Raw genomic sequence first — 21,840 nt, forward strand, 5'->3', positions numbered from 1 at the left:
GGAACCAGCTTGCGGATCGGAATTATTGGAGGGGGCTCCATCGGGCTGCTATTTGCATCGAAGCTGGCAGCGGTCGGCGCGGAAGTGACGATCTGGACCCGAACGGAGGAGCAAGCTTTCGTTATTGCGGCAGAAGGCATTCGGCTTTGGGATGCGGAAGGCGGGGAACATACGATTGTCGCGGGTGGAGAATGGCTGTCCAGGGAACGATTGGCGAAAATGGAGGCTGGTCGGCTGGAACGGGCTGACTGGTATCTGCTTGCGCTTAAGCAGACGGACTTGTCGAAGGAAACTGCCGAACTCATCGCGGAGCTGATCAGACGGACGCCGGATCGTCCGCCTCTCCTTTGCATACAAAATGGCACAGGACATCTCGGGAAGTTGACGGCCGCATCGGCAGGAGACTTCTCCATCTATAATGCGGTGACAAGCTCAGGCGCAAAGCGCGAAGACATGCGCTCGGTACGACATACCGGCCAAGGCTCTTTATTTCTTGCAAGAACGCCAGAACGGAGTCAAGGGGAGCGAAGGGCAGAGCGATCAGAAGATGATTTTCGTCAAAAAATGTTGCTCAATTTCCTTAATCGGGCAGGATTTGACGCTTCGTTGTCGAATGACATCCATAATCGAGTTTTCCAAAAATTGCTCATCAATGCCGTTATCAATCCCTTGACGGCGCTGTACGATATGCGAAACGGCGAATTGCCCGCCCATCCGGCGCGCCGTTCGCTCATGAAGGCGCTTCACGACGAGACCAAACCCGTTTTGCTTGCTGCGGGCATGAAGGAATGGCCGGACAGCTGGGAGTCCGTGCTCGGCGTGTGCGAACGGACAAGCTGCAACGTGTCCTCCATGTTAGCCGACGTTAGGGCCGGCAAGGGAACGGAGATTGATTCCATTAACGGAGAGATCGCGCGGATGGCAGCCGCAAGGGGATTGTCTGCGCCGCTTAACGAGTCGATGCTGCGGCTGGTAGAGGCTCTCGGCAAGAGATAGATCGGAAGCGGGGGGATAGTAAGCAACATGTTTGCAATTATAGATAGTCTGTGGAAGGCGACGACTGCGCTGGCTGTATTTCCTATCGTGCCTTTTGCTGTCGTGCTGTTCGGTTATGGCGCATATGTAAGAGACCGGAAGAAGGCGCTTCGCATGGCGATGGATGTGTCTACAATCTTTATTATTCTATGCGTGGCCGGACAGTTTAAGCTGCTTTTCGACAGCACTTTTGGTTTTTACGGCATTTTGCTGATTATGATTCTCGCGGGCGGATTGCTCGGCAACGCGCAGTTCCGCAAGCGCGGCAGCGTGGATGTAAAGCGGATATTCCGCGCCATATGGCGGCTTGGCTTTTTCGCCATGAGTTTTCTCTACATCATCTTCACGATCGTGCTGCTAGGAAAAGTGATCTTTTCTGTAGCGTAGTCGCGATCTTGGCAGTATCGTAACGTCTCCGCCAGCGCGGAGACGTTTTTTCTTTTTGACGTCCGTGCGGATGTTCCTGTACAATTGGGAATGGTCTCACTATATTTTTCTCAGTGCATAAGAGCTGGCAGGATGACATGGAGGTGCAAGACTGGGATGAGTCAAGAACGTTATCAGCTTCCTGTCGCGCAGGCGCTGACGCAAGCATACATAGAAGGAAATCGCGAGGTAGTGGAAGGTTTGTATGGCTATCACGCCGGATCTCTTCAAGATTGGGAGAAGCGATTCGCTTGGCTGCAAGGCAGTACGAATACACGAGCAACATCGGCGGAGGTCGCTTCCGTGCTGCGGGAATATAATGAACGACATGGGGCGACGCAAGCTTCCATGCGCAATATAGCGGCTCTGGCGGAAGGAGCTCCGGTGGTTGTCGGCGGTCAGCAGGCCGGACTGTGGACGGGTCCTCTGCTCGTCATTCACAAGGCCGTATCCGTCATCGGGGCGGCGAAGTCGGCAAGCGAACAGCTTGGCGTCCATGTCGTGCCTGTCTTTTGGATCGCCGGCGAGGATCACGACTGGGATGAGGCTAATCATGCCTATGTCGTAACCGCCGATCAAGAGCTGCGCAAGCTGACGGCTTCCAAGCCGGAGGGCAGCAGAACCTCGGTGAGCCGGACTCGAATTGCCGAAGAGCAATGGGAGAAGCTTGTCGGCGAGTTGGAGCAGAGTCTGCCATCCTCGGAATTCAAAGCTTCCATTATGGAGAGGCTTCGTCAATTGACGAAATCCAGCGGGACATTATCGGATATGTTTGCGTCCATCATGGCGATTATGTTCGGCGAAGTAGGTCTCGTCCTGCTGGATGCCGACGATGCTGCGCTTCGCGCGCTGGAGGCGCCAATGTTCCGCAGAATGCTGGAAGAGAACGATGAGCTCAGCTCCGCTTATTCGTCGGCCGCCGAGAAGGTGCAAAGCTTTGGCTTCCCGCTGCAGGCCGAAGTGGCGGAAGATGCCGCCAATCTGTTCCTGTTTCAGGGGGACAAGGATGATGAGCGCACGTTGCTGTACAAGCGGGAGGGCGGCTTCCGAGACCGGAGAGGAACTGTCTTCTGGTCGAAGGATGAGCTTCTGCGGCTTGCTGGGGAACAGCCTCAGCAATTCAGCAACAACGTCATGACCCGACCGATCATGCAGGATTATCTGCTGCCGGTGCTGGGCGTCGTGCTGGGACCCGGCGAAATCGCCTACTGGGCAATGACGGGTGAGGCATTCCGGACGCTTGGCATGGAGATGCCGATTATTGTGCCTCGGATGTCCTATACGCTTGTCGAAGGCGGTGTCGTCAAGAACATGGCCAAATATGAGCTTTCCTTCCATGACGTCATGGAGTCGTTCGAGGAGAAGAGAGCGGCATGGCTGAAGGGGCAGGACAACTTGCATATCGAAGCCCGTTTCGGCGAGGCAAGAGCTGCCTTCGAGACGATGTACACGCCGTTGCTGGAGCTTGCCGGCTCCGTTCAGGCTGTTCTGATCAAGCTGGGCGAGACGAATATGGCGAAGATCATGGAGCAGATCAGCTATATGGAATCCAAGACGATCGAGGCGTATAACAAACAATTCGAAGCTTCGACCCGACAACTGGATCGCATCCGAATCTCGCTGCTGCCTTTGGGCAAGCCGCAGGAACGCGTCGTCAATATGGCGGTGTATTGGAATCGCTACGGCGACGACTGGCTGAAGAAATTGCTGGAGACGCCTTACAGCCGAACCGGCGGTCACGAAATCGTATACTTGTAAATAACAGGAGGCAATCAGAATGAGCGCAAAAGACAATAGCATTATCGCAGATCTGGCGTTGGCGCCGGAAGGACATCTAAAGATTGATTGGGCAAGCTCGCATATGCCCGTGCTGAACCGGATTCGCGAACAGTTTGAGAAGGAGAAGCCGTTTCAAGGGCTGAAAGTATCCATCTCGCTCCACCTCGAGGCAAAGACGGCTTACCTGGCCAAAGTGGTTCAAGCAGGCGGCGCGGAAGTGACGATTACAGGCAGCAATCCGCTTTCCACGCAGGATGATGTGTGCGCGGCGCTTGTGGAGGACGGCATTACCGTATTTGCGAAATACAACCCGACATCGGCGGAATTCAAAGCATTGAATATGAAGGCGCTGGAAAACAATCCGGATCTCATCATCGACGACGGCGGCGATCTCGTAACGCTGCTGCATACGGAGAGCAAACAACATGCCGTTAATCTTCGCGGCGGAGCGGAAGAAACGACAACAGGCATCATCCGTCTCCGTGCATTGGAGAAAGAAGGTGAACTCCAATTCCCGATGATCGCCGTTAACGACGCGTATTGCAAATATTTGTTCGATAATCGCTATGGCACGGGACAATCCGTGTTCGACGGCATTAACCGGACAACCAATCTTGTCGTAGCCGGCAAGACGGTTGTCGTTGTCGGTTATGGCTGGTGCGGCAAAGGCGTTGCCATGCGCGCCAAAGGACTTGGCGCCAATGTCATCGTCACCGAGATCGACGCGATTAAGGCGGTAGAAGCCTATATGGACGGCTTTGCTGTCATGCCGATGCTTGAAGCGGCCAAGCTTGGCGACATGTTCGTCACTGTAACCGGCAACCGCGACGTCATTCGCGGCGAGCACTTCGAAGTGATGAAGGACGGCGCGATTTTGTCCAACGCCGGGCACTTCGACGTAGAAGTAAACAAGATAGAGCTGGAAGCGATGTCCGTCAGCAAGCGTACGGTACGCCGCAACATCGAGGAGTACAAGTTGAACGATGGCCGCAAGTTCTATCTGCTTGCAGAGGGCCGTCTTGTTAACTTGGCGGCCGGCGACGGCCATCCGGCGGAAATCATGGATATGACTTTCGCCCTTCAGGCGATGTCGCTCAAATACGTAAACGATCAATACAAGTCGATCGGCAGCAAAGTGGTCAACGTGCCTTATGAGCTTGACGAGCAAGTAGCGCGCTACAAGCTGGAGTCTTTAGGCTTCGGCATCGACAAGCTGAGCGCCGAGCAAATCGCCTATCTGGACAGTTGGGCGGAAGGCGAATAAAACTGCCAGCCTGGGGAAGTCGGTTACAGAATAACGCCAAGAATCATAAAACCTTTCGCGTTGAGTTTTGCGCGGAAGGTTTTTTTTTGACGTACCAAGGAAAGATTTTTATATGGCTTGTAGGATCGCCAAATGAAGCATAAAAGTAACTCTAATTAGCAGCCGTTGGCGAAAAAAGCGTCTTGGACCCAAAAGTAGGCAAACGAGCAGCTGAAGGCGTTTATTACGCCGATGGACCGTAAAGTGACTCTGATCAGGGCTTATAGGCGATAGTAGCGTCTTTGGCACACAGAAGTAAAAGTTTTGCAACCACTGTGCGGGTAGATCCAAACGGAGCCTATATTCTGCTATTTAACATTTTAGGGCAATAAGTCTCCCGCCTCTAAGCTACCTTACTCGCGATAGTGAACGCGTAGGCGGTGAGATGAATGGCCTGTCTTATACGAATTTTGTTCGCACAAACTTCTTTGTATACGAACATATGTATGGTAAAATTGAGTTGTGAGTAAACGGATTGTTCGATGGAGGTGGTGCAATGATACGAGCTCAAATCGTACATTTTCAGGCATCCAATCGGAATATGGACCGACTATTTGCCTGCAACCGGGAATCGGCGCGAGTGTGGAACGAATGTTTGCAATTATCCAAGGACCATTACACGATACATGGGAAATGGATCACACGATCAGAAATCCAGAAGCAAACCAAGGGCAGATTTCACTTGCATAGTCAGTCGATTCAATCGGTTTGCCATAAATACCTGTTTGCCCGGGATTCCGCTTATCAAGCGGTACAGCAAGGAGTGAAGACGGCACGGTATCCGTATAAGAACAAGAAACATTACAACACAAAATGGGCGAAAGATGGATTCAAGGTAGCCCGAAACGGGACCCTCTCCCTTTCCATGGGAAATCACCACGGCAAGAGAGAGGAGCCTATTGTGATCCATACGACCGGGCTTCCTGATGGCCAGATCAAAGAAATTGAGCTTTGTTATGACAATGAGTTGTACCTGGCTGTTTCCTATGAAGACGGGGTCGAGAGTAAACCTTACGAGAAGAAACAGGCGGCCGGGGTTGATCCGGGTGAAATTCACACCCTAGCCGCTTTCTGCGAGGATGGGGAAAGCTTGATGATCACAGGACGAAAGGTGCGCTCTATTCATCGTTTACGCAACAAAAAGCTGGCGGACATTCAGCGGCTGCAGTCTAAATGCAAAAAGGGCTCACGGCAGTGGAGAAAATACCAGAAAGCCAAACGATATATCCTTAGCAAATCCGAAAAACAACTGAGAGATGCCTTGCACAAGACCACGAAGCTATTTGTAGATTGGTGTGTCCAGCAGTCGGTATCCGATGTCCATATGGGAAATGTAGAAGGCGTCCAGCGAAATACGCGCAAGAAAAACCGTGTCAACCGTAAACAAGCACAGCGATTGTCGAACTGGTCCTTCGGTAAAGTGAAACAGTACTTGGCCTACAAGCTGGAGCGGCAAGGAATCCAGCTTCAAAGTATAGACGAATCCTATACGAGTCAGACTTGTCCAGTCTGCACGAAGAGAAACAAAGTTTCTTCGAGAAATTACCGATGTGCCTGCGGGTATACGGAGCATCGGGATATTCATGGAGCGAGGAATATTCTCAGTAAAGCTCTATATGACAAGATGGTCCATTCCGATGTGGATTCACAAGTCAAGTATCTACGGATTGCGTAAGCAAGAAGTAGTAGATGGGCTGTTCCGCCCCATGTGCCGAGGGCACATGTTGCTTACTTAGACTGCTTTCGATGACACCCATACACATAGCTAGAATGTATGGAGTAAGAGTGGCAAACCCGCTTCTACAGAGTTGTATCGAGGTTGTTGATGGTAAGAAGCCCCCACATCAACCTGTTTGCAGTAAGTGGGGGAGGTTCACTGATTCCAGATACGACGGGGAGATCGATTCTCTCTTTACGATTGCCTGTGGGGGGGCTTCCTGTCGTTCGTGGACAAAATTTCCAGTTGGCGGAGGTACAGGAGCAAATCGAGCAGCTATTGGGCCGAATCAGGTATCTTGACGCGAATGTTGCCTATTCTACCGTCGAGTTAAGAATTTACCAGGTCGATCAGAAGATGGCCACCGGCTTGGAATCGGATTCCCAATCTTTCGGTGCCAGACTGTCAGGAGCTTTAACCGGCAGCTCCAAGGCGGTCTGGGCCGGAATTCAGGGATTTATGGTCATACTTGCGGGGGCGCTGCCCGTTCTGGCCATCCTTGCCGTAATTGGAATTCCGGTATTCTGGTTCGCGAAGCATAGACGAAAAAGAATAAATTCGCGCTCGGGGATGCCGCAAGAAAAGAATGCGCCACCGGAAAGTTAATCTTTAACAACCTAAAATATTTAAAGAAAATCCTGCTGACCAAGCAGGATTTTTATTTTAGGTGGCGAACTACTGTATTCAGGTGGGGAAAAGTGGGGCAAAGTGGAGCGTTAGGGGGAAGGAGTGGAGCGGAATTATGTTTATGGGTGAATATCAACATAGCATTGACGAGAAGGGACGTATTATCATTCCTTCGAAATTCCGCGAATCGCTCGGTACGACCTTTATCGCCACGCGAGGCCTTGATAACTGTTTGTTTGTGTACCCCATGAGCGAGTGGAGCGTACTGGAGCAAAAGCTCAAGACGTTGCCGCTGATGAAGTCCGACGCGCGGGCGTTCACGAGGTTTTTTTTCTCGGGAGCTACAGAATGCGAGCTGGACAAACAGGGCAGGGTAAACATACCCGGCCATCTGCGAGATTATGCCAAGCTGGATAAAGATTGTATGGTGCTCGGCGTTTCAAGCCGGGTGGAAATTTGGAGCAAGCAGACATGGGAAGGCTACTACGAGCAATCGGAGCAAACCTTCAACGAAATTGCGGAGAAACTGGTTGATTTCGATTTTAACTTCTAATGTGAGTTCAAAAAGATCGGTTTTCAGCACCGAGAAGATTGGAAGAAGGCAGAAAGTGAGGAGCGGAGCGTAGTGGAAGCTACGTGAGCACCGGAAGTTTCGTCTGAATTCAATATTCGACGTCGAGTCGGCTTCATGGCATACTTCGTGATCAAAAGCGGACTTTTTGAACAACCTCTTCTAGAGCATATCGGACATCGAGAACGGGAGGAAAGACGGCGTGTTTCAGCATACGACAGTATTATTGGAGGAAGCAGTTGACGGATTGGCCATCAAGCCTGGCGGCGTCTACGTAGATTGTACGCTCGGCGGAGCCGGGCACAGCGAACTGATCGCATCCAGACTAAGTGAAGGCGGAAGGTTGATTGCGTTCGACCAGGATGACTGGGCGCTAAGCAACGCGCGAGAACGGCTGGCTCCCTATATGGATAAAGTAACGCTGGTCAGAAGCAATTTCCGCTATCTGGAGCAGGAATTAAGAGGCTGCGACGTGCGCATCGAGAACGGCGTGCCTCAGGTAGACGGCATTCTGTTCGATCTTGGGGTATCCAGCCCCCAATTGGACGAGGCGGAAAGAGGTTTCAGCTATAACCACGACGCGCCGCTGGACATGCGGATGGATCGCGAAGAGTCGCTTACGGCGCATGAGATCGTCAACGAGTGGGAGGAGCGGGAAATATCCCGCATCCTTGATCGCTACGGCGAGGAGAAGTTCGCCCGCAATATAGCCCGCAACATCGTGAAGGCAAGGACGACCGCGGCGATAGCCACCACGGGAGAGCTGGCGGAGCTGATCAAGGTTTCGATACCCGCGGCGACAAGAAGAACGGGTCCGCATCCCGCGAAACGTTCTTTCCAGGCGCTTCGCATTGCCGTCAACGACGAATTGGGAGCGGAAGAAGAAGCGCTGGAGAGCGCGGTTCGCTGCCTGGCGCCTGGCGGCAGAGCTTCCGTGATTACATTTCACTCGCTTGAGGATCGTATTTGCAAGTCGATTTTCGCCAAATATGTGGAGAAATGCACGTGTCCTCCGGACTTCCCGCTCTGCGTATGCGGGAACAAAGGGACGCTCAAGCTGATTAACCGGAAGCCTATCCTGCCGAGCGAGAAAGAGCTGGAGGATAACCCGAGAGCCCGTTCGGCCAAATTGCGAATAGCGGAAAAATTATAGAGTGGCGAAATAGGAACATTTTATTTATAAGGAGGATTACATTGTGGCGTATGTGAATGGAAATTTGGCACTTCAACCGAAGAAGAAACCGCAGCAGGAGCCACTCATCCGGGAAACCAAAAAACTTGTTGTCAAGCGGAAATCGTTGCCGGTTCAGGAGAAGCTGCTTTATTTGTTTACTGTACTGATTTGCGTAGTGGTTGCAGGAGTCATTATTTTCCGATATGCGCAAATCTACGATATGAATATTCAAATCACGAAGCTTAACTCAGAATACCAAGGTTTGAATGTGGAGATCGAGGAACTGAAGAGGCAAGTGGAGACGCTCAACGATCCAGAGCGGATCAGGCAGCTGGCGGAGACGCAAGGCATGGTCAGCAGCGAGGATGCTGGCATTACGGTGAAGACGGGCGGCGAGCAATTGACGACAGTCATGCAAGAATAGGGTGATCGCAATGGGGAAACGAATTAAACTGCGGACATTGTTTTTTGGAGGGATAATGACCCTCCTTTTCTTTGTCCTTATAGGTCGAATCTATATGGTGCAGGTCGTAGACGGCGCGATGTGGTATGAAGAAGCGAAAAAAAGATGGTCGGCAGCCGACACGATGAAGGCGAAGAGGGGAGAGATTACGGACAGGGACGGCAACGTTCTGGCAATGGACACGATTGCTTATAACGTATCGGTAGACCCGCAGATCATTAATGATGCGGACATAGCGGAGGAGGTCATTAACGGACTGCATGAAACCCTCGGGATCGGTAAAGACGAGCTGACGAAGCAGGTGACGGCCCAGAAGGAAGACGGTACCTTTTATCGATCGCGGGAGTTGCGCAAGGGCGGTTGGATGATCGACAAGCCGGTGGCGGATGGCTTAGCGGCGTTCCGCGACGAGCTGAAGGAAAAACTGAGAGAAGACGGCAAGAAGCTGGATACGGGCATCTATATGGTAGAGACGCATAAACGTTTCTATCCTAGGAATTTCCTGGCCTCGCAGCTCGTAGGTTATGTAAGTCTTGATGGAGAGAACAAAACGGGTGTCGAAGCTTACTTCGACGATCAGTTACAGGGCGCTGACGGTTTTATCCGATATGAGAAAGACGGCAAACGCGTCCAGTTGTCCAAGGGAGAAGTCGATTTCCAAGCGCCGAAGGACGGCAATAATATTAAGCTGACGATCGATAGCGACATACAAGGGTATGTAGTGGAGGCGCTGCGCGATATTGTGAAGAAATATTCGCCGAAAAGCGCAACGGCTATCGCGGCGGATCCTGACACAATGGAAATATTGGCCATGGCCAATATGCCGGAATTTGATCCTAACGAATATGCGAAGTACGATTACGCCAACTTCTATAACCATGCCGTAGGCTCGTTATATGAGCCAGGTTCTACGTTCAAAATCGCTACGCTGGCAGCCGCGGTGGAGGAAGGCGTGTTCAACCCGGATGAAATCTACCAATCAGGCAGCATTGTCGTGCCCGGGGATCCCAGACCGATACGCGAACATAACCGTAGAGGGTGGGGGAAAATCAGCTTTCTGGACGGCTTGAAATATTCCAGTAACGTCGCGTTCGTTAAGCTGGGCTTCGAGAAGCTCGGCGGTGAAAAGCTTCGCGATTATTTCACGAGATTCGGTTTCGGTCAGAAAACCGGCATTGAGTTGACAAACGAACTGGCGGGGAAAATAGATTTGCTGGGCAACAGGGATATCGCTTCGGCTTCGTTCGGACAAGGCAGGGTGCAAGTAACCGCTATCCAACAAGTAGCGGCTGTCGCAGCTGTAGCCAATGGCGGCAAGCTGATGGAACCGCATATCGTTAAGAGCATTACAGATCCATCGACGAATACGACGACGGTGACGGATCCGAAGTTCGTTCGTCAGGTCATTTCCGAACAAACATCCAAGCAAGTCGGCGAATATCTGGAGCAAGTCGTCTCCGACCAGGACAAGGGAACGGGGAAAAACGCGTATATCGAAGGCTACCGGGTAGCAGGCAAGACCGGTACCGCGCAGAAGGTTATCAACGGCAAATATTCCGATAATAAATTTATGGTTTCTTTTATTGGTTACGCACCTGTGGAAAATCCCCAGATCGTGCTCTATATCATGGTCGACGAGCCGAACAATCCGCTAGCGGGGGGCGGCTCGGTAGCGGCTCCTGCTTTCCGGGAGATCGTATTAAAAAGTCTGAAAAAGATGGGGATCGCGCCAGACTATAACATCGAAAGCGATGAGGAATCTGCCAATAAGGAAGCGAAAGTTTCAGTTCCGAAGGTGCAGGACTTAAGCGTTGCGCAGGCGAAGGCCGAGCTGCAGGGCAAGGGATTATCGTTTGAAGTCGTAGGCGGCGGCGACAAAGTGCTGAAGCAAATTCCGGCAGCAAGCTCGCTCATCTATCCCGCGCAGAAGGTATATATTGTGACGGAGAAAAAGGATCAGCTGGCCGTGCCGGATCTGACGGGCGTCTCGCTTCGGGATGCGCTGGAGCTGACCTCCTTGATTGGCGCGCGCCTCGTAACGGAGGGGACTGGTTACGTCGTCAGCCAGCAGGTTGTAGAAGAGAACGGCGGACGGCTGGTCAAGGTGAAGCTGGTCCCTCCAGAGGGCGCTGAAGGCTACGATGAAGCGCTAAGCGCGTCCGGCGGCGGTGGCGAAGAGTCCGATACTGGCGAAGAGGGCGGCGAATCCCAATCGGATGACGAATCAGATGCCGGAGAATCAGGAGGTTCCGAAGATTCGACGGACGCCGACATCGAACCGCCGGTTGGCGTACAGGGCGGCGAGAACTGACCGATTGCGAGCTTGACTGGCAGCTTGTAAGATTCGACGTCGAATAAGAGGTGGATGTGGATGTGGATGTTTTGAACTGCCATTCCAATAAAGGTTCAAAATGTTCGCTTTTCAGCACCAAGAAGGTTGTACGAAACTAGAATCTGAGGAACGGAGCATGGCTGTAAGCTATGTGAGTACCGGAAGAATCGGTTGAGTGCAAGATTCGACGTCGAATAAGCTTCTTCGAGCAGCGTCGTGATCAAAAGTGAACATTTTGAACTACCATATCAGGGGCTTGTTCTATCCCTCTCTTGTGTTTCATAGTCTGGGAATGAGCGTCAGTGCACGCTTATTCGCAAGGCTGGAGGCGAAGAGGGGGATTTCTACGATGAAGGTATCTAACGTAACGGTTAGGCGACGGTTGTTCGTCGTGCTCATTCTCGCAGGCGTGGCGTTTATCGCCCTATGTTTAAGGCTTGGCTATGTACAGCTGTACAAAGGCGCAGAGCTTGCAGAGAAAGCGGAAAATTCGTGGAGGCGCGACATTCCCTATGTCGCGAAGCGAGGCGAAATCTGGGATCGCAACGGCGTGCAGCTAGCCTATAATATAAGCACGCCCACTGTATGGGCGATACCCGTGCAGGTCAAAGAGAAGGAAGCGGCGGCAGCAACGCTTGCTCCATTGCTCGACATGTCTCAGGAAACGCTGCTCAAAAAAATTTCAACGAAAGAAATGATCGTCCGGTTGGGGCCGGGCGGCAGAAAGATGACGCCGGAGAAGGCCGATGAGATCCGTGCGCTCAACCTTCCAGGCATCGTCGTCGCAGAGGACAGCAAGCGGCATTATCCGTTCGGCAGTCTCGCTGCCCACATGCTGGGCTTCACGGGCATCGACAATCAAGGTCTCACCGGCATCGAGTCGAAATACAACGAAGCGCTAACCGGCATTCAAGGCAACGTATCCTTCTTGTCCGATGCGGCTGGCCGGCAGATGCCGAATTCGTCCGATACATACGTTGAGCCGCAAGAAGGCTTGACGCTGCAGCTCACGATCGACAAGGAAATACAGGCTGTCATGGAGCGAGAGCTGGATCAGGCCATGACAGGCCTACAAGCGGATAGCGTCATCGCGATCGCCATGAATCCGAAGAACGGAGAAATTCTCGGCATGGCGAGCAGGCCAACCTACGAGCCGGACAAATATCAGGAAGTGCCGAGCGAGGTGTACAATCGGAATCTTCCCATCTGGATGACGTATGAGCCGGGCTCCACATTCAAGATCATTACGTTGGCCGCCGCGCTCGAGGAGAAAAAGGTAAATCTCAAAAACGAACATTTTTTCGATCCGGGAGCGATAGAGGTCGGCGGAGCGAGGCTTCGCTGCTGGAAAAAAGGCGGTCATGGCAGCCAAACGTTCCTTGAAGTCGTCGAAAACTCCTGCAACCCTGGTTTCGTTACGTTAGGCAACCGGTTAGGCAAGGAAACGCTGTTCCAATACATCAGGGACTTTGGCTTCGGCACGAAGACGGGGATCGACATTAACGGAGAAGAAAACGGGATCCTGTTCAAGCTGAGTCAGGTAGGGCCTGTAGAACTTGCGACGACGGCGTTCGGTCAAGGCGTCTCTGTGACCCCGATTCAACAGATCGCGGCGGTATCGGCTGCGATTAACGGCGGAACTTTGTATAAGCCCCATGTAACGAAGGCGCTCATCCATCCGGATACGGGAGAGGTCGTCAAAGAAGTGGAGCCGGAGGCGGTGCGTACCGTGATTTCGGAAGAGACTTCGAAGCAGGTGAGAGAAGCGTTGGAGAGCGTCGTGGCAAAGGGTACAGGACGCAACGCGTTCATCGACGGTTACCGGGTCGGAGGCAAGACGGGAACGGCGCAGAAGGTCGTTAACGGGCGTTATTCGCCCAATGAGCATATCGTGTCGTTTATCGGCTTCGCGCCTGCGGACGATCCCCAGATCGTCATCTACGTGGCGGTCGATAATCCGCAAGGCATCCAGTTCGGAGGTTTGGTCGCGGCCCCTATCGTACGCAATATGATGGAGGATGCGCTAACGATTTTGGAGGTTCCTCGCAGGGAGTCGCAGATTGACAGGCTGTACAAGTACGGGGAAACACCGATCGTTACCGTGCCGAATCTGATCGGCAAGAGCGTCTCCGATCTGTATGAGGATTTGAATATGAACTTCAATCTGACCACCGCGGGCTCCGGCAAGGTTGTCATCCGGCAGGCGCCGGCTGAAGGGGCGAGAGTCGACCGGGGCTCGACTATCCGCATCTATCTCGGCGACGAAGAAGACATTCCGCATTCCCACTAGCCATTAACGCGTTTACTCTGGGCGGCATATAGTATTCCGTCAGAGTATTCGAGGGAGGCATGGAAGGGATGCGTCTAAGAGAACTTACGGAGCTGCTCGTTACAGCGAGGTTAATAGGGGACGGAGATACGGAATTTACGGGGATAACACGAGACTCCCGGCTTGTTGCGGAAGGAGATCTGTTTATCTGCATTCCCGGGCACAAGGCGGACGGCCATAGCTATGCCGAAGCGGCGGTTCATTGCGGAGCGGCGGCGCTTGTCGCAGAGCGGCCCCTTCCGCTGGATATTCCGCAGCTGATCGTAAAGGATGCGAGAGGTGCGGCTGCCGTCATTGCGAGCCATATCAATGGTTATCCCAGCAACAGCGTGCGTCTGATCGGCGTAACGGGCACGAACGGCAAAACGACGACAACTTATTTGGTGGAAACGATTCTAAACGACAGCGGAAAATCCACCGGCGTGATCGGGACGATCGAGCGGCGTTTCGAAGGCCGTGCTTATCCCATGGAAGGCACTACGCCGGATTCTCATGAGCTCCAGCGTTATTTGGGAGAGATGAGAGAAAGCGGCGTTAAGTACTGTGCGATGGAGGTATCCTCGCATGCGCTGGACCAAGGGCGGGTCAAGGGCTGCCGGTTTCGGACCGCGATCTTTACCAACCTGACGCAGGACCACCTGGATTATCACGGCACGATGGATAAGTATGCGGATGCCAAAGGGTTGTTCTTCTCGCGGCTCGGCAACGTCTATGAGGCAAGGCAGGAGGAACGTTCCTTCGCCGTGCTCAACTCGGACGACGAGGCTTCCGAGCGCTTCCGGAAAATGACGGCGGCCGAAGTCGTGACTTACGGCATCGAAAATCCGGCGGATGTCCGGGCAAGCGATGTTCGGATTACGGCGAGGGGGACATCATTCCGGGTGTCGACATTCCGGGGCGAAGCCAAGATCGAGCTCCGCCTGCGAGGCAAGTTCAACGTCTACAACGCGCTTGCCGCAATAGCGGCGACGCTGCTGGAAGGCGTGCCTCTTGCTGCTATAGCGGAATCTCTGTCTGCTATTCCCGGAGTGCCGGGCCGCGTGGAGAGCGTGGAAGAGGGCCAGCACTATGCCGTAATCGTCGATTACGCCCATACGCCGGACGGCCTGCAGAACGTGCTGCAGGCGACGCGGGAATTCGCGGAAGGCCGTATTATCTGCGTATTCGGATGCGGCGGCGACCGTGATCGGGCGAAGCGCCCAATGATGGGCCGAATCGCGTCCGAGCTTGCGAATTATATGATCGTGACGTCCGACAATCCCCGGACGGAAGACCCGCTTGCCATCATCGACGATATAATGGAAGGGGTGATTGCGGCTGGTTCGGATGGAGATCGCTACGCCGTCATTCCCGATCGGAAGCGCGCGATTGAAAAAGCGGTTGAAATGGCAAGCCAAGGCGATGTAGTATTGATTGCGGGGAAAGGTCATGAAACCTACCAGCTGATCGGCGGAGAGGTGCATGACTTCGACGATCGATTAACGGCAAAAGACGCGATAAGGAGATTTTTACATTGATTAAACGTACTGTAGGACAAATGACGGCCATGTGCGGCGCCAAGCGCCAGGGCGGCCATGAGGATATGCTGCTCCGCGGAGTGACGACGGATTCGAGAGCGGTTGGAGGCGGAGGCGACCTGTTCGTCCCGCTCGTCGGAGAACGCTTTGATGGACACGACTTCGCGGCGCAGGCGGCCGAGAACGGCGCCAAAGCGATGCTGTGGCAGAAGGGACGCGACATCCCCGCTGATCTCCCCGATGTGGCCTTCCTAGTTGTCAGAGACACCCTGGCCGCACTGCAACGGCTCGCTTCCGCTTACCGGAACGAGCTGATGGTGCGAGTAGTAGGCATTACAGGCAGCAACGGCAAGACGACAACCAAGGATATGACGGCTGCTTTGTTGTCCACACAGTATTCGGTCCTAAAGACGGAGGGCAATCTGAACAACCACATCGGCTTGCCCCTGACGCTTTTGAAGCTGGACGAGGAGACGGAGGTTGCCGTGCTGGAGATGGGCATGAGCGGCTTCGGCGAGATCGAGCTGTTGACGAAGCTTGCGTCTCCCGATCTAGCCATTATTACGAATATCGGCGACGCGCATCTGCTTCATCTTGGCTCGCGGGCCGGCATCGCGAAGGCAAAGCTGGAGATCGCGCTTGGCCTTGGCGAGGACGGCGTCCTGCTCTACAACGGCGACGAGCCGCTGTTGAAGGAAGGACTTGCAGAGTCGGCGCTGCCTGAAGGCGTTACTCTCCGGACATTCGGTCTTGGAGCGGATAACGAATGGTCTGCGGACGACATTCGGCTCCATCCGGATCAGAGCGTATTCGCGGCGTTGCACCGGGGACAAGTAAGCGGACTCGGAACCGTTCATATTCCGGTGCCGGGTCGTCATAATATTAGCAATGCCCTTGCCGCGATTGCCGCCGCCAGATTTATGGGCGTGCCTGCGGAAGCCATCCATCGCGGCTTTAAAGAGCTCAAGCTGACAGGCATGCGCATCGAGCCGGTAAAGGCGTTTAACGGCGCCGTCATTTTAAACGACGCGTACAATGCCAATCCCACTGCCGTACGCGCGGCTATCGATTTGGTTGGCGGACTCGAGAGCTTCGGCCGCCGCTGGATCGTGCTGGGCGATATGCTTGAGCTCGGCCCGGAAGAAGCGGAGCTTCACCGCGGCATCGGCGCTTATCTGACGCCGGATGCGGCAGAGGGCGTACTTACCTGCGGACCGTTATCGGCCAATACGCACGAAGGCGCGAAAGCAAGCCTTCGCGAGGCTGACGAGGCGGGCCGCGTGATCCATTTTAATGACAAGGATACACTCGCCGACTGGCTTAAGAACCGGCTGCAGCCCGAAGATCTGGTGCTTGTAAAGGGCTCCCGAGGAATGCGGATGGAACAAGTTGTCCAAGCTTTGGAGAAGGGGTGAGGAAATGGACATGATGGTCAACTTATTCGCAATCGGCGTATCCTTCCTTATAACGGTTCTGCTGGGACCATTGTTCATTCCTTTGCTCCGGCGCCTCAAGTTCGGTCAGCAGATTCGTACGGAAGGTCCAGAGAGCCATCTAAAGAAAAGCGGCACGCCGACAATGGGCGGCATTATTATAATGATTGCGCTGGTTATCGCATTCGTGAGATTCGCCGACAAATCCAGCGAGTTCTGGGTGCTCCTGACGGCGTCGCTCGGCTTTGGTCTCGTCGGCTTCCTGGATGACTATATCAAGATCGTTTTCAAACGATCGCTTGGCTTAACGGCCTGGCAGAAGCTGTTCGGCCAGCTCCTTTTTTCGGCCATCGTCTGCGTGCTGCTGTACAATATGGGGCACAGCACCGAGATTACGATTCCCGGCACAAGCGCGGGGCTCGATCTCGGCTGGTTCTATTATCTGTTCGTCGTCATCATCATGTTCGCGGCCAGCAATTCCGTCAATTTCACGGACGGACTCGACGGACTGCTGGCAGGGACGAGCGCAATCGCGTTCGGCGCGTTCATGATTGTGGCGCTGCAGACGTCCGAACATGAATCCGCGATTTTCTCGGCGGCCATGATCGGAGCGGTGCTCGGCTTCCTGGTCTACAACGCTCACCCGGCCAAAGTATTCATGGGCGATATGGGTTCGCTCGGCATCGGCGGCGGTATCGCGGCTGTCGCGATTCTGACGAAGACGGAGCTTCTTCTGATCGTGATCGGCGGCGTGTTCGTCCTCGAAATGCTGTCCGTCATTTTGCAGGTCGCCTCCTTCAAACTGCGGGGCAAGCGGATCTTTAAAATGAGTCCGATCCATCATCATTTCGAGCTCATCGGCTGGTCCGAGTGGAAGGTCGTTACCGTGTTCTGGACGGTGGGCTTGTTGTTTGCGGCCGCGGGCATCCTGTTCGTCATTTAAGAGGTAACATGTATTAAATATTCACACTCCATAAAACAGGCGCAAAGGCGGTTCTCGCTTACGAGAGCCGCTTCCTGCGTACTTATGCACATAGAAGGGATTGTCGCTGCATGAATCACCCTGCGGATTACCGCGGCCGGCGCGTCGTCGTTCTCGGCCTTGCGAAGAGCGGCGTCAGCGTAGCCAAGCTGTTCCACAAGCTGGGCGCCGACGTCGTCGTCAATGACAAGAAGGATAGGGAGAGCAGCCCCGAGGCGGGCGAGCTTGAAGAACTGGGCATTACCGTTATTTGCGGACATCATCCGGAGGATCTGATTGACGCCAATACGGCGCTTATGGTCAAAAATCCAGGTATTCCGTACAGCGCGCCTCCCGTACGGGAAGCGTTGGAGCGGGGCGTAGACGTCGTGACCGAGGTGGAGGCGGCTTATCTGATCTCGCCTGCTCCGATTATCGGCATTACCGGCTCTAACGGCAAAACCACGACAACTACGCTGATCGGCATGCTGCTGGAAGCGGCGGGCAAAAAGCCTATCGTAGCCGGCAATATCGGCTTGCCGCTTTGCGATGCCGTCCAGGATGCAACGCCGGACAATTGGATCGTCGCCGAGCTCAGCAGCTTCCAGTTGAAGGGGACAGAGAAGTTCCGGCCGCGTATCGCGATGCTGCTGAATCTGGCGGAGACGCATCTCGACTATCATGGCGGCATGGAAGATTACGTGGCATCGAAACGCAAGCTGTTCGCCAATCAGCAGGCGTCCGATACGGCGGTGCTGGGTTGGGACGATCCCGTATGCAGGGAGACGGCACGGAGCCTGCAAGCAAAGCTGCTGCCCTTCTCGCTCTATGAGAAGCTGGAGGAAGGCGTCTACATCGATCCTCCTTACACGCGCGAAGGGGAGGCCGATAAGGCAGCCGAAGCTCAGCGTCATATCGTATACCGCACTGCTGGCGGAGGAGCGGGGTCCGAGAGCCGTGAGCTCGTCATCATGCCTGTCGCCGAGCTTGGCCTTCTCGGACGCCATAACGCGGCGAACGCGATCGCGGCGATCGCGGCCTGCGTCGCTGCCGGAGCCGCGCCTGACGCATTGGCCGCGCCGCTGCGCGAATTCAAAGGCGTAGAACATCGCCTCGAATACGTATGCGAGAAAAACGGCGTGAAATTCTACAACAGCTCCAAGGATACAAATTCGACGGCAACGAAGATGGCGGCAAGGTCCCTGACGGAGCCAATCGTTCTTGTGGCGGGAGGGCTCGACCGGGGCTCGGATTATATGGAGCTGCTGCCGCTCTTTAAGGAAATCAAAGGACTTGTGGCGCTTGGCGAGACTCGCGACAAGCTTGCGCATGTCGCGAATCTTGCAGGTTTAACGAGGATAGAAACGGTGAACGCTGAGAAGGACGCCGAATCCACGCTTCGCGAGGCGGTCGTCCGGGCCTTCGCGATGACGGAGCCGGGCGATGCAGTGCTGCTGTCGCCTGCTTGCGCGAGCTGGGACATGTTTCAATCCTACGAACAAAGAGGGAGCATGTTTAAACAATCGGCGCATACCTTGTAAGTAGGGGGCCTGTCCCTACTTTCCCATGCTAAGAGGTGTGTTCGCTATGGCAAAAGCGCGTTCTGCCCCCGATATTTGGCTGCTCGCCGCCATTGGGCTTATTCTTGCAATCGGTCTCGTCATGGTATACAGCGCGAGCGCGGTGCTCGCCCTCCATGAATTCGGCGACCGCTTCTATTATGTGAAGCGCCAGCTACTATTTGCCGGACTGGGCGTCGGTGCGTTACTATTTACTATGAACACCCATTATTCCAACTGGAGAAAATGGGCGCCTGCCGCGCTGATCGTTTGCTTCGGCCTGCTTGTTATCGTGCTTGTTCCCGGTATCGGGGTTGTGAGGGGCGGGGCGAGAAGCTGGCTCGGCATCAGCTCCTTCGGCATCCAGCCCTCCGAATTCATGAAGCTCGCCATGATTCTGTTTCTGTCCCGTTGGCTGTCGGAGAAGCAGCAAAATATTACGCTGTTTACGAAAGGGCTTATGCCGCCGCTAGGGCTTGTGGGTCTGGCGTTCGGCCTTATAATGCTGCAGCCGGATTTGGGCACGGGCTCCGTCATGGTCGGCGCGTCGCTCATTCTCATCTACACGGCTGGTGCCCGGATGGCTCACTTAGGCGGACTGGCGATGATCGGCGTAGCCGGCTTCGTCGGGTTGATTTTGGCCGCTCCATACCGCCTGCAGCGCATTACTTCGTTTCTTGATCCGTGGGCGGACCCGCTCGGCGGAGGTTATCAAATTATCCAGTCCCTCTTTGCCATCGGCCCCGGCGGTCTTGTTGGCCTCGGGCTCGGCATGAGCAGGCAGAAGTTCAGCTACCTGCCCGAGCCGCAGACGGACTTCATTTTCTCCATTCTCGCCGAGGAGCTTGGTTTTATCGGCGGAGCCACTATCATCTTGTTATTTCTGGTCGTCGTCTGGCGAGGGATCCGGACCGCTATCGCGGCCCCGGACACGTTTGGCAGCTTCCTGGCTGTCGGCATTACCGGCATCATCGGCGTTCAGGTGTTGATCAATATCGGAGTCGTTATCGGCATGATGCCTGTCACGGGCATTACACTGCCGCTCGTGAGCTACGGAGGCTCTTCGCTGACGCTTTTGCTTACGGCGCTCGGCATTTTGCTCAACATTTCGCGTTATTCCAGATAAGCTAGCAATCTCCGACGCCGGCCATGCCGCCAGGCATGCTCCGTGATGGAAAGCGGACTTTTTGAACTACCTTAAAATGAAGGTTCAAAAGTTCGGTTTTCAGCACCGAGAAGATTGCAGGCAGGTAGAAAATGAGGAGCGGAGCGTAGCCGAGCTACGTGAGCACCGGAAGTTTCGCCTGCATGCAATATTCGACGCCGGCCATGCCGCCAGGCATGCTCCGTGATGGAAAGCGGACTTTTTGAACTACCTTAAAATGAAGGTTCAAAAGTTCGGTTTTCAGCACCGAGAAGATTGCAGGCAGGTAGAAAATGAGGAGCGGAGCGTAGCCGAGCTACGTGAGCACCGGAAGTTTCGCCTGCATGCAATATTCGACGCCGGCCATGCCGCCAGGCATGCTCCGTGATGGAAAGCGGACTTTTTGAACTACCTTAAAATAGGCGTCTGTCACACAACATCGGCGCAAGGCATAATATACCCTATATTCGCGACCGTCACCTGCGGAAGCGGAGGATCACACAATGGAGTTGCGGCGAATGCCTGCATCCGCAGCAATGAAGGAGGAAGTCACAATGGAAGCATGCATAGCGGAACTTAGGGAAGCGGCGGCAGGGGAACTGCAGCTGCTGCTGAACGAACCGCTTTCGAAGCACACAACATGGAAGATCGGCGGACCGGCCGATCTGGTTATCCTTCCACGCACCAAAGAACAACTCATCACCGCAGTCAAGCTGCTGCATAAGCATGAGGTGCCATGGATCAATCTGGGCCGCGGCTCCAATATGCTAGTTAGCGACGAGGGCATTCGCGGAGCTGTGATCAAACCGTCCGGAGGATTGGATTACGTTACCTTCGAAGGGACAACGGCTATAGCCGGCGGGGCCTATTCATTCATCAAGCTGTCCGTTATGGCGGGCAAGGCGGGGCTGACCGGCCTGGAATTCGCAGGGGGGATCCCGGGAACGGTCGGAGGCGCCGTCTACATGAATGCGGGGGCTCTCGGATCGGATGTGTCGCGTATTTTCAAGTATGCTGACATTGTACTGGAGACAGGAGAATTGGTTCGTTACGGGCTTGAGGACATGGGCTTCGCCTACCGCCATTCCATCTTGCAGGAACAACGGGGCACCGTCGTAGAAGCCGGCTTCGAGTTGGCGGCGGGAGACCGCATGGAAATCGCTTCGGCGATGGCTACCTACAAGGAACGGAGGCTGCGCACGCAGCCGATTCAGTTGGCTAGCGCCGGCAGCGTATTTCGTAATCCTCCGGGCGACTTCGCCGCGAGGTTGATTCAAGAGGCGGGACTAAAGGGCTTCTCCATCGGGGGGGCGCAGGTATCCGAACAACATGCCAATTTTATTGTAAACACCGGGCAAGCGACAGCTAGAGATGTACTCGCCCTCATGTCTCACATCCAGGGCACTGTGGAAGAACGCGCAGGCGTGAAGCTGGTGCCGGAGGTTCGGGTGGTGGGCGAGCGGTAATTCG

General features: G+C 54.3%; 17 protein-coding genes. All 17 read left to right on the top strand.

The genetic code is table 11. From position 1 onward, the window contains the following. The first annotated feature begins 9 nt into the window (after positions 1 to 9). The 17 genes from H7F31_RS17620 (at position 10) to murB (ending at position 21,836) form a co-directional block, all read left to right on the top strand. Complete coding sequence (locus H7F31_RS17620; protein WP_187099839.1) at positions 10 to 996, top strand: 2-dehydropantoate 2-reductase; 987 nt, start codon at positions 10 to 12, stop codon at positions 994 to 996. 27 nt (positions 997 to 1,023) lie between these two features. Then, positions 1,024 to 1,422 (top strand): DUF3397 domain-containing protein, encoded by a 399-nt coding sequence (locus H7F31_RS17625; protein WP_187099840.1) that lies wholly within the window; start codon positions 1,024 to 1,026, stop codon positions 1,420 to 1,422. Positions 1,423 to 1,578: 156 nt separating this feature from the next. After that, positions 1,579 to 3,219, top strand: coding sequence for a bacillithiol biosynthesis cysteine-adding enzyme BshC (gene bshC, locus H7F31_RS17630; protein WP_187099841.1), 1,641 nt, complete (start codon positions 1,579 to 1,581; stop codon positions 3,217 to 3,219). A gap of 19 nt (positions 3,220 to 3,238) precedes the next feature. After that, positions 3,239 to 4,504 carry an adenosylhomocysteinase gene (locus tag H7F31_RS17635; RefSeq protein ID WP_187099842.1) on the top strand — a complete coding sequence of 422 codons (1,266 nt, stop codon included), beginning with the start codon at positions 3,239 to 3,241 and terminating at the stop codon, positions 4,502 to 4,504. A 535-nt stretch (positions 4,505 to 5,039) separates the two neighbouring features. After that, positions 5,040 to 6,218 (top strand): RNA-guided endonuclease InsQ/TnpB family protein, encoded by a 1,179-nt coding sequence (locus H7F31_RS17640; protein ID WP_187099843.1) that lies wholly within the window; start codon positions 5,040 to 5,042, stop codon positions 6,216 to 6,218. Positions 6,219 to 6,368: 150 nt separating this feature from the next. Continuing rightward, on the top strand, positions 6,369 to 6,866 hold the full coding sequence (locus tag H7F31_RS17645; protein ID WP_187099844.1) for a DUF4349 domain-containing protein: 498 nt from the start codon (positions 6,369 to 6,371) through the stop codon (positions 6,864 to 6,866). Positions 6,867 to 7,002: 136 nt separating this feature from the next. Further along, the gene (gene mraZ / locus H7F31_RS17650) at positions 7,003 to 7,440 is read left to right on the top strand and encodes a division/cell wall cluster transcriptional repressor MraZ (protein WP_187099845.1); all 438 of its coding nucleotides are present in this window, start codon (positions 7,003 to 7,005) and stop codon (positions 7,438 to 7,440) included. A 220-nt stretch (positions 7,441 to 7,660) separates the two neighbouring features. Beyond that, positions 7,661 to 8,611 (top strand): 16S rRNA (cytosine(1402)-N(4))-methyltransferase RsmH, encoded by a 951-nt coding sequence (gene rsmH / locus H7F31_RS17655; protein WP_187099846.1) that lies wholly within the window; start codon positions 7,661 to 7,663, stop codon positions 8,609 to 8,611. A gap of 43 nt (positions 8,612 to 8,654) precedes the next feature. Continuing rightward, complete coding sequence (gene ftsL / locus H7F31_RS17660; RefSeq protein ID WP_087567682.1) at positions 8,655 to 9,056, top strand: cell division protein FtsL; 402 nt, start codon at positions 8,655 to 8,657, stop codon at positions 9,054 to 9,056. Positions 9,057 to 9,150: 94 nt separating this feature from the next. Then, a complete protein-coding gene (locus H7F31_RS17665) occupies positions 9,151 to 11,406 on the top strand; it encodes a penicillin-binding transpeptidase domain-containing protein (RefSeq protein WP_261800032.1) in 2,256 nt (751 codons plus the stop codon). 370 nt (positions 11,407 to 11,776) lie between these two features. Further along, positions 11,777 to 13,717: a stage V sporulation protein D gene (locus tag H7F31_RS17670; protein WP_187099848.1), complete on the top strand. Its 1,941-nt coding sequence runs from the start codon at positions 11,777 to 11,779 to the stop codon at positions 13,715 to 13,717. Positions 13,718 to 13,785: 68 nt separating this feature from the next. Continuing rightward, the gene (locus H7F31_RS17675) at positions 13,786 to 15,273 is read left to right on the top strand and encodes a UDP-N-acetylmuramoyl-L-alanyl-D-glutamate--2,6-diaminopimelate ligase (RefSeq protein ID WP_187099849.1); all 1,488 of its coding nucleotides are present in this window, start codon (positions 13,786 to 13,788) and stop codon (positions 15,271 to 15,273) included. Beyond that, positions 15,270 to 16,688, top strand: a complete 1,419-nt coding sequence (gene murF / locus H7F31_RS17680) for a UDP-N-acetylmuramoyl-tripeptide--D-alanyl-D-alanine ligase (protein WP_187099850.1) — start codon at positions 15,270 to 15,272, stop codon at positions 16,686 to 16,688. Before H7F31_RS17675 ends, murF begins: the two co-directional genes overlap by 4 nt. A gap of 4 nt (positions 16,689 to 16,692) precedes the next feature. Continuing rightward, entirely contained in the window at positions 16,693 to 17,649 is a 957-nt protein-coding gene (gene mraY, locus H7F31_RS17685; RefSeq protein ID WP_187099851.1) for a phospho-N-acetylmuramoyl-pentapeptide-transferase, read from the top strand. Between the two features lie 110 nt (positions 17,650 to 17,759). After that, on the top strand, positions 17,760 to 19,208 hold the full coding sequence (gene murD, locus H7F31_RS17690) for a UDP-N-acetylmuramoyl-L-alanine--D-glutamate ligase (protein WP_187099852.1): 1,449 nt from the start codon (positions 17,760 to 17,762) through the stop codon (positions 19,206 to 19,208). A 46-nt stretch (positions 19,209 to 19,254) separates the two neighbouring features. Next, a complete protein-coding gene (gene spoVE / locus H7F31_RS17695; RefSeq protein ID WP_187099853.1) occupies positions 19,255 to 20,352 on the top strand; it encodes a stage V sporulation protein E in 1,098 nt (365 codons plus the stop codon). 572 nt (positions 20,353 to 20,924) lie between these two features. Next, positions 20,925 to 21,836, top strand: a complete 912-nt coding sequence (gene murB, locus H7F31_RS17700; protein WP_187099854.1) for a UDP-N-acetylmuramate dehydrogenase — start codon at positions 20,925 to 20,927, stop codon at positions 21,834 to 21,836. Positions 21,837 to 21,840: the final 4 nt, after the last annotated feature.

This window comes from Paenibacillus sp. PAMC21692, from assembly GCF_014303795.1.
Taxonomy (GTDB): Bacteria; Bacillota; Bacilli; order Paenibacillales; family Paenibacillaceae; genus Pristimantibacillus; species Pristimantibacillus agaridevorans.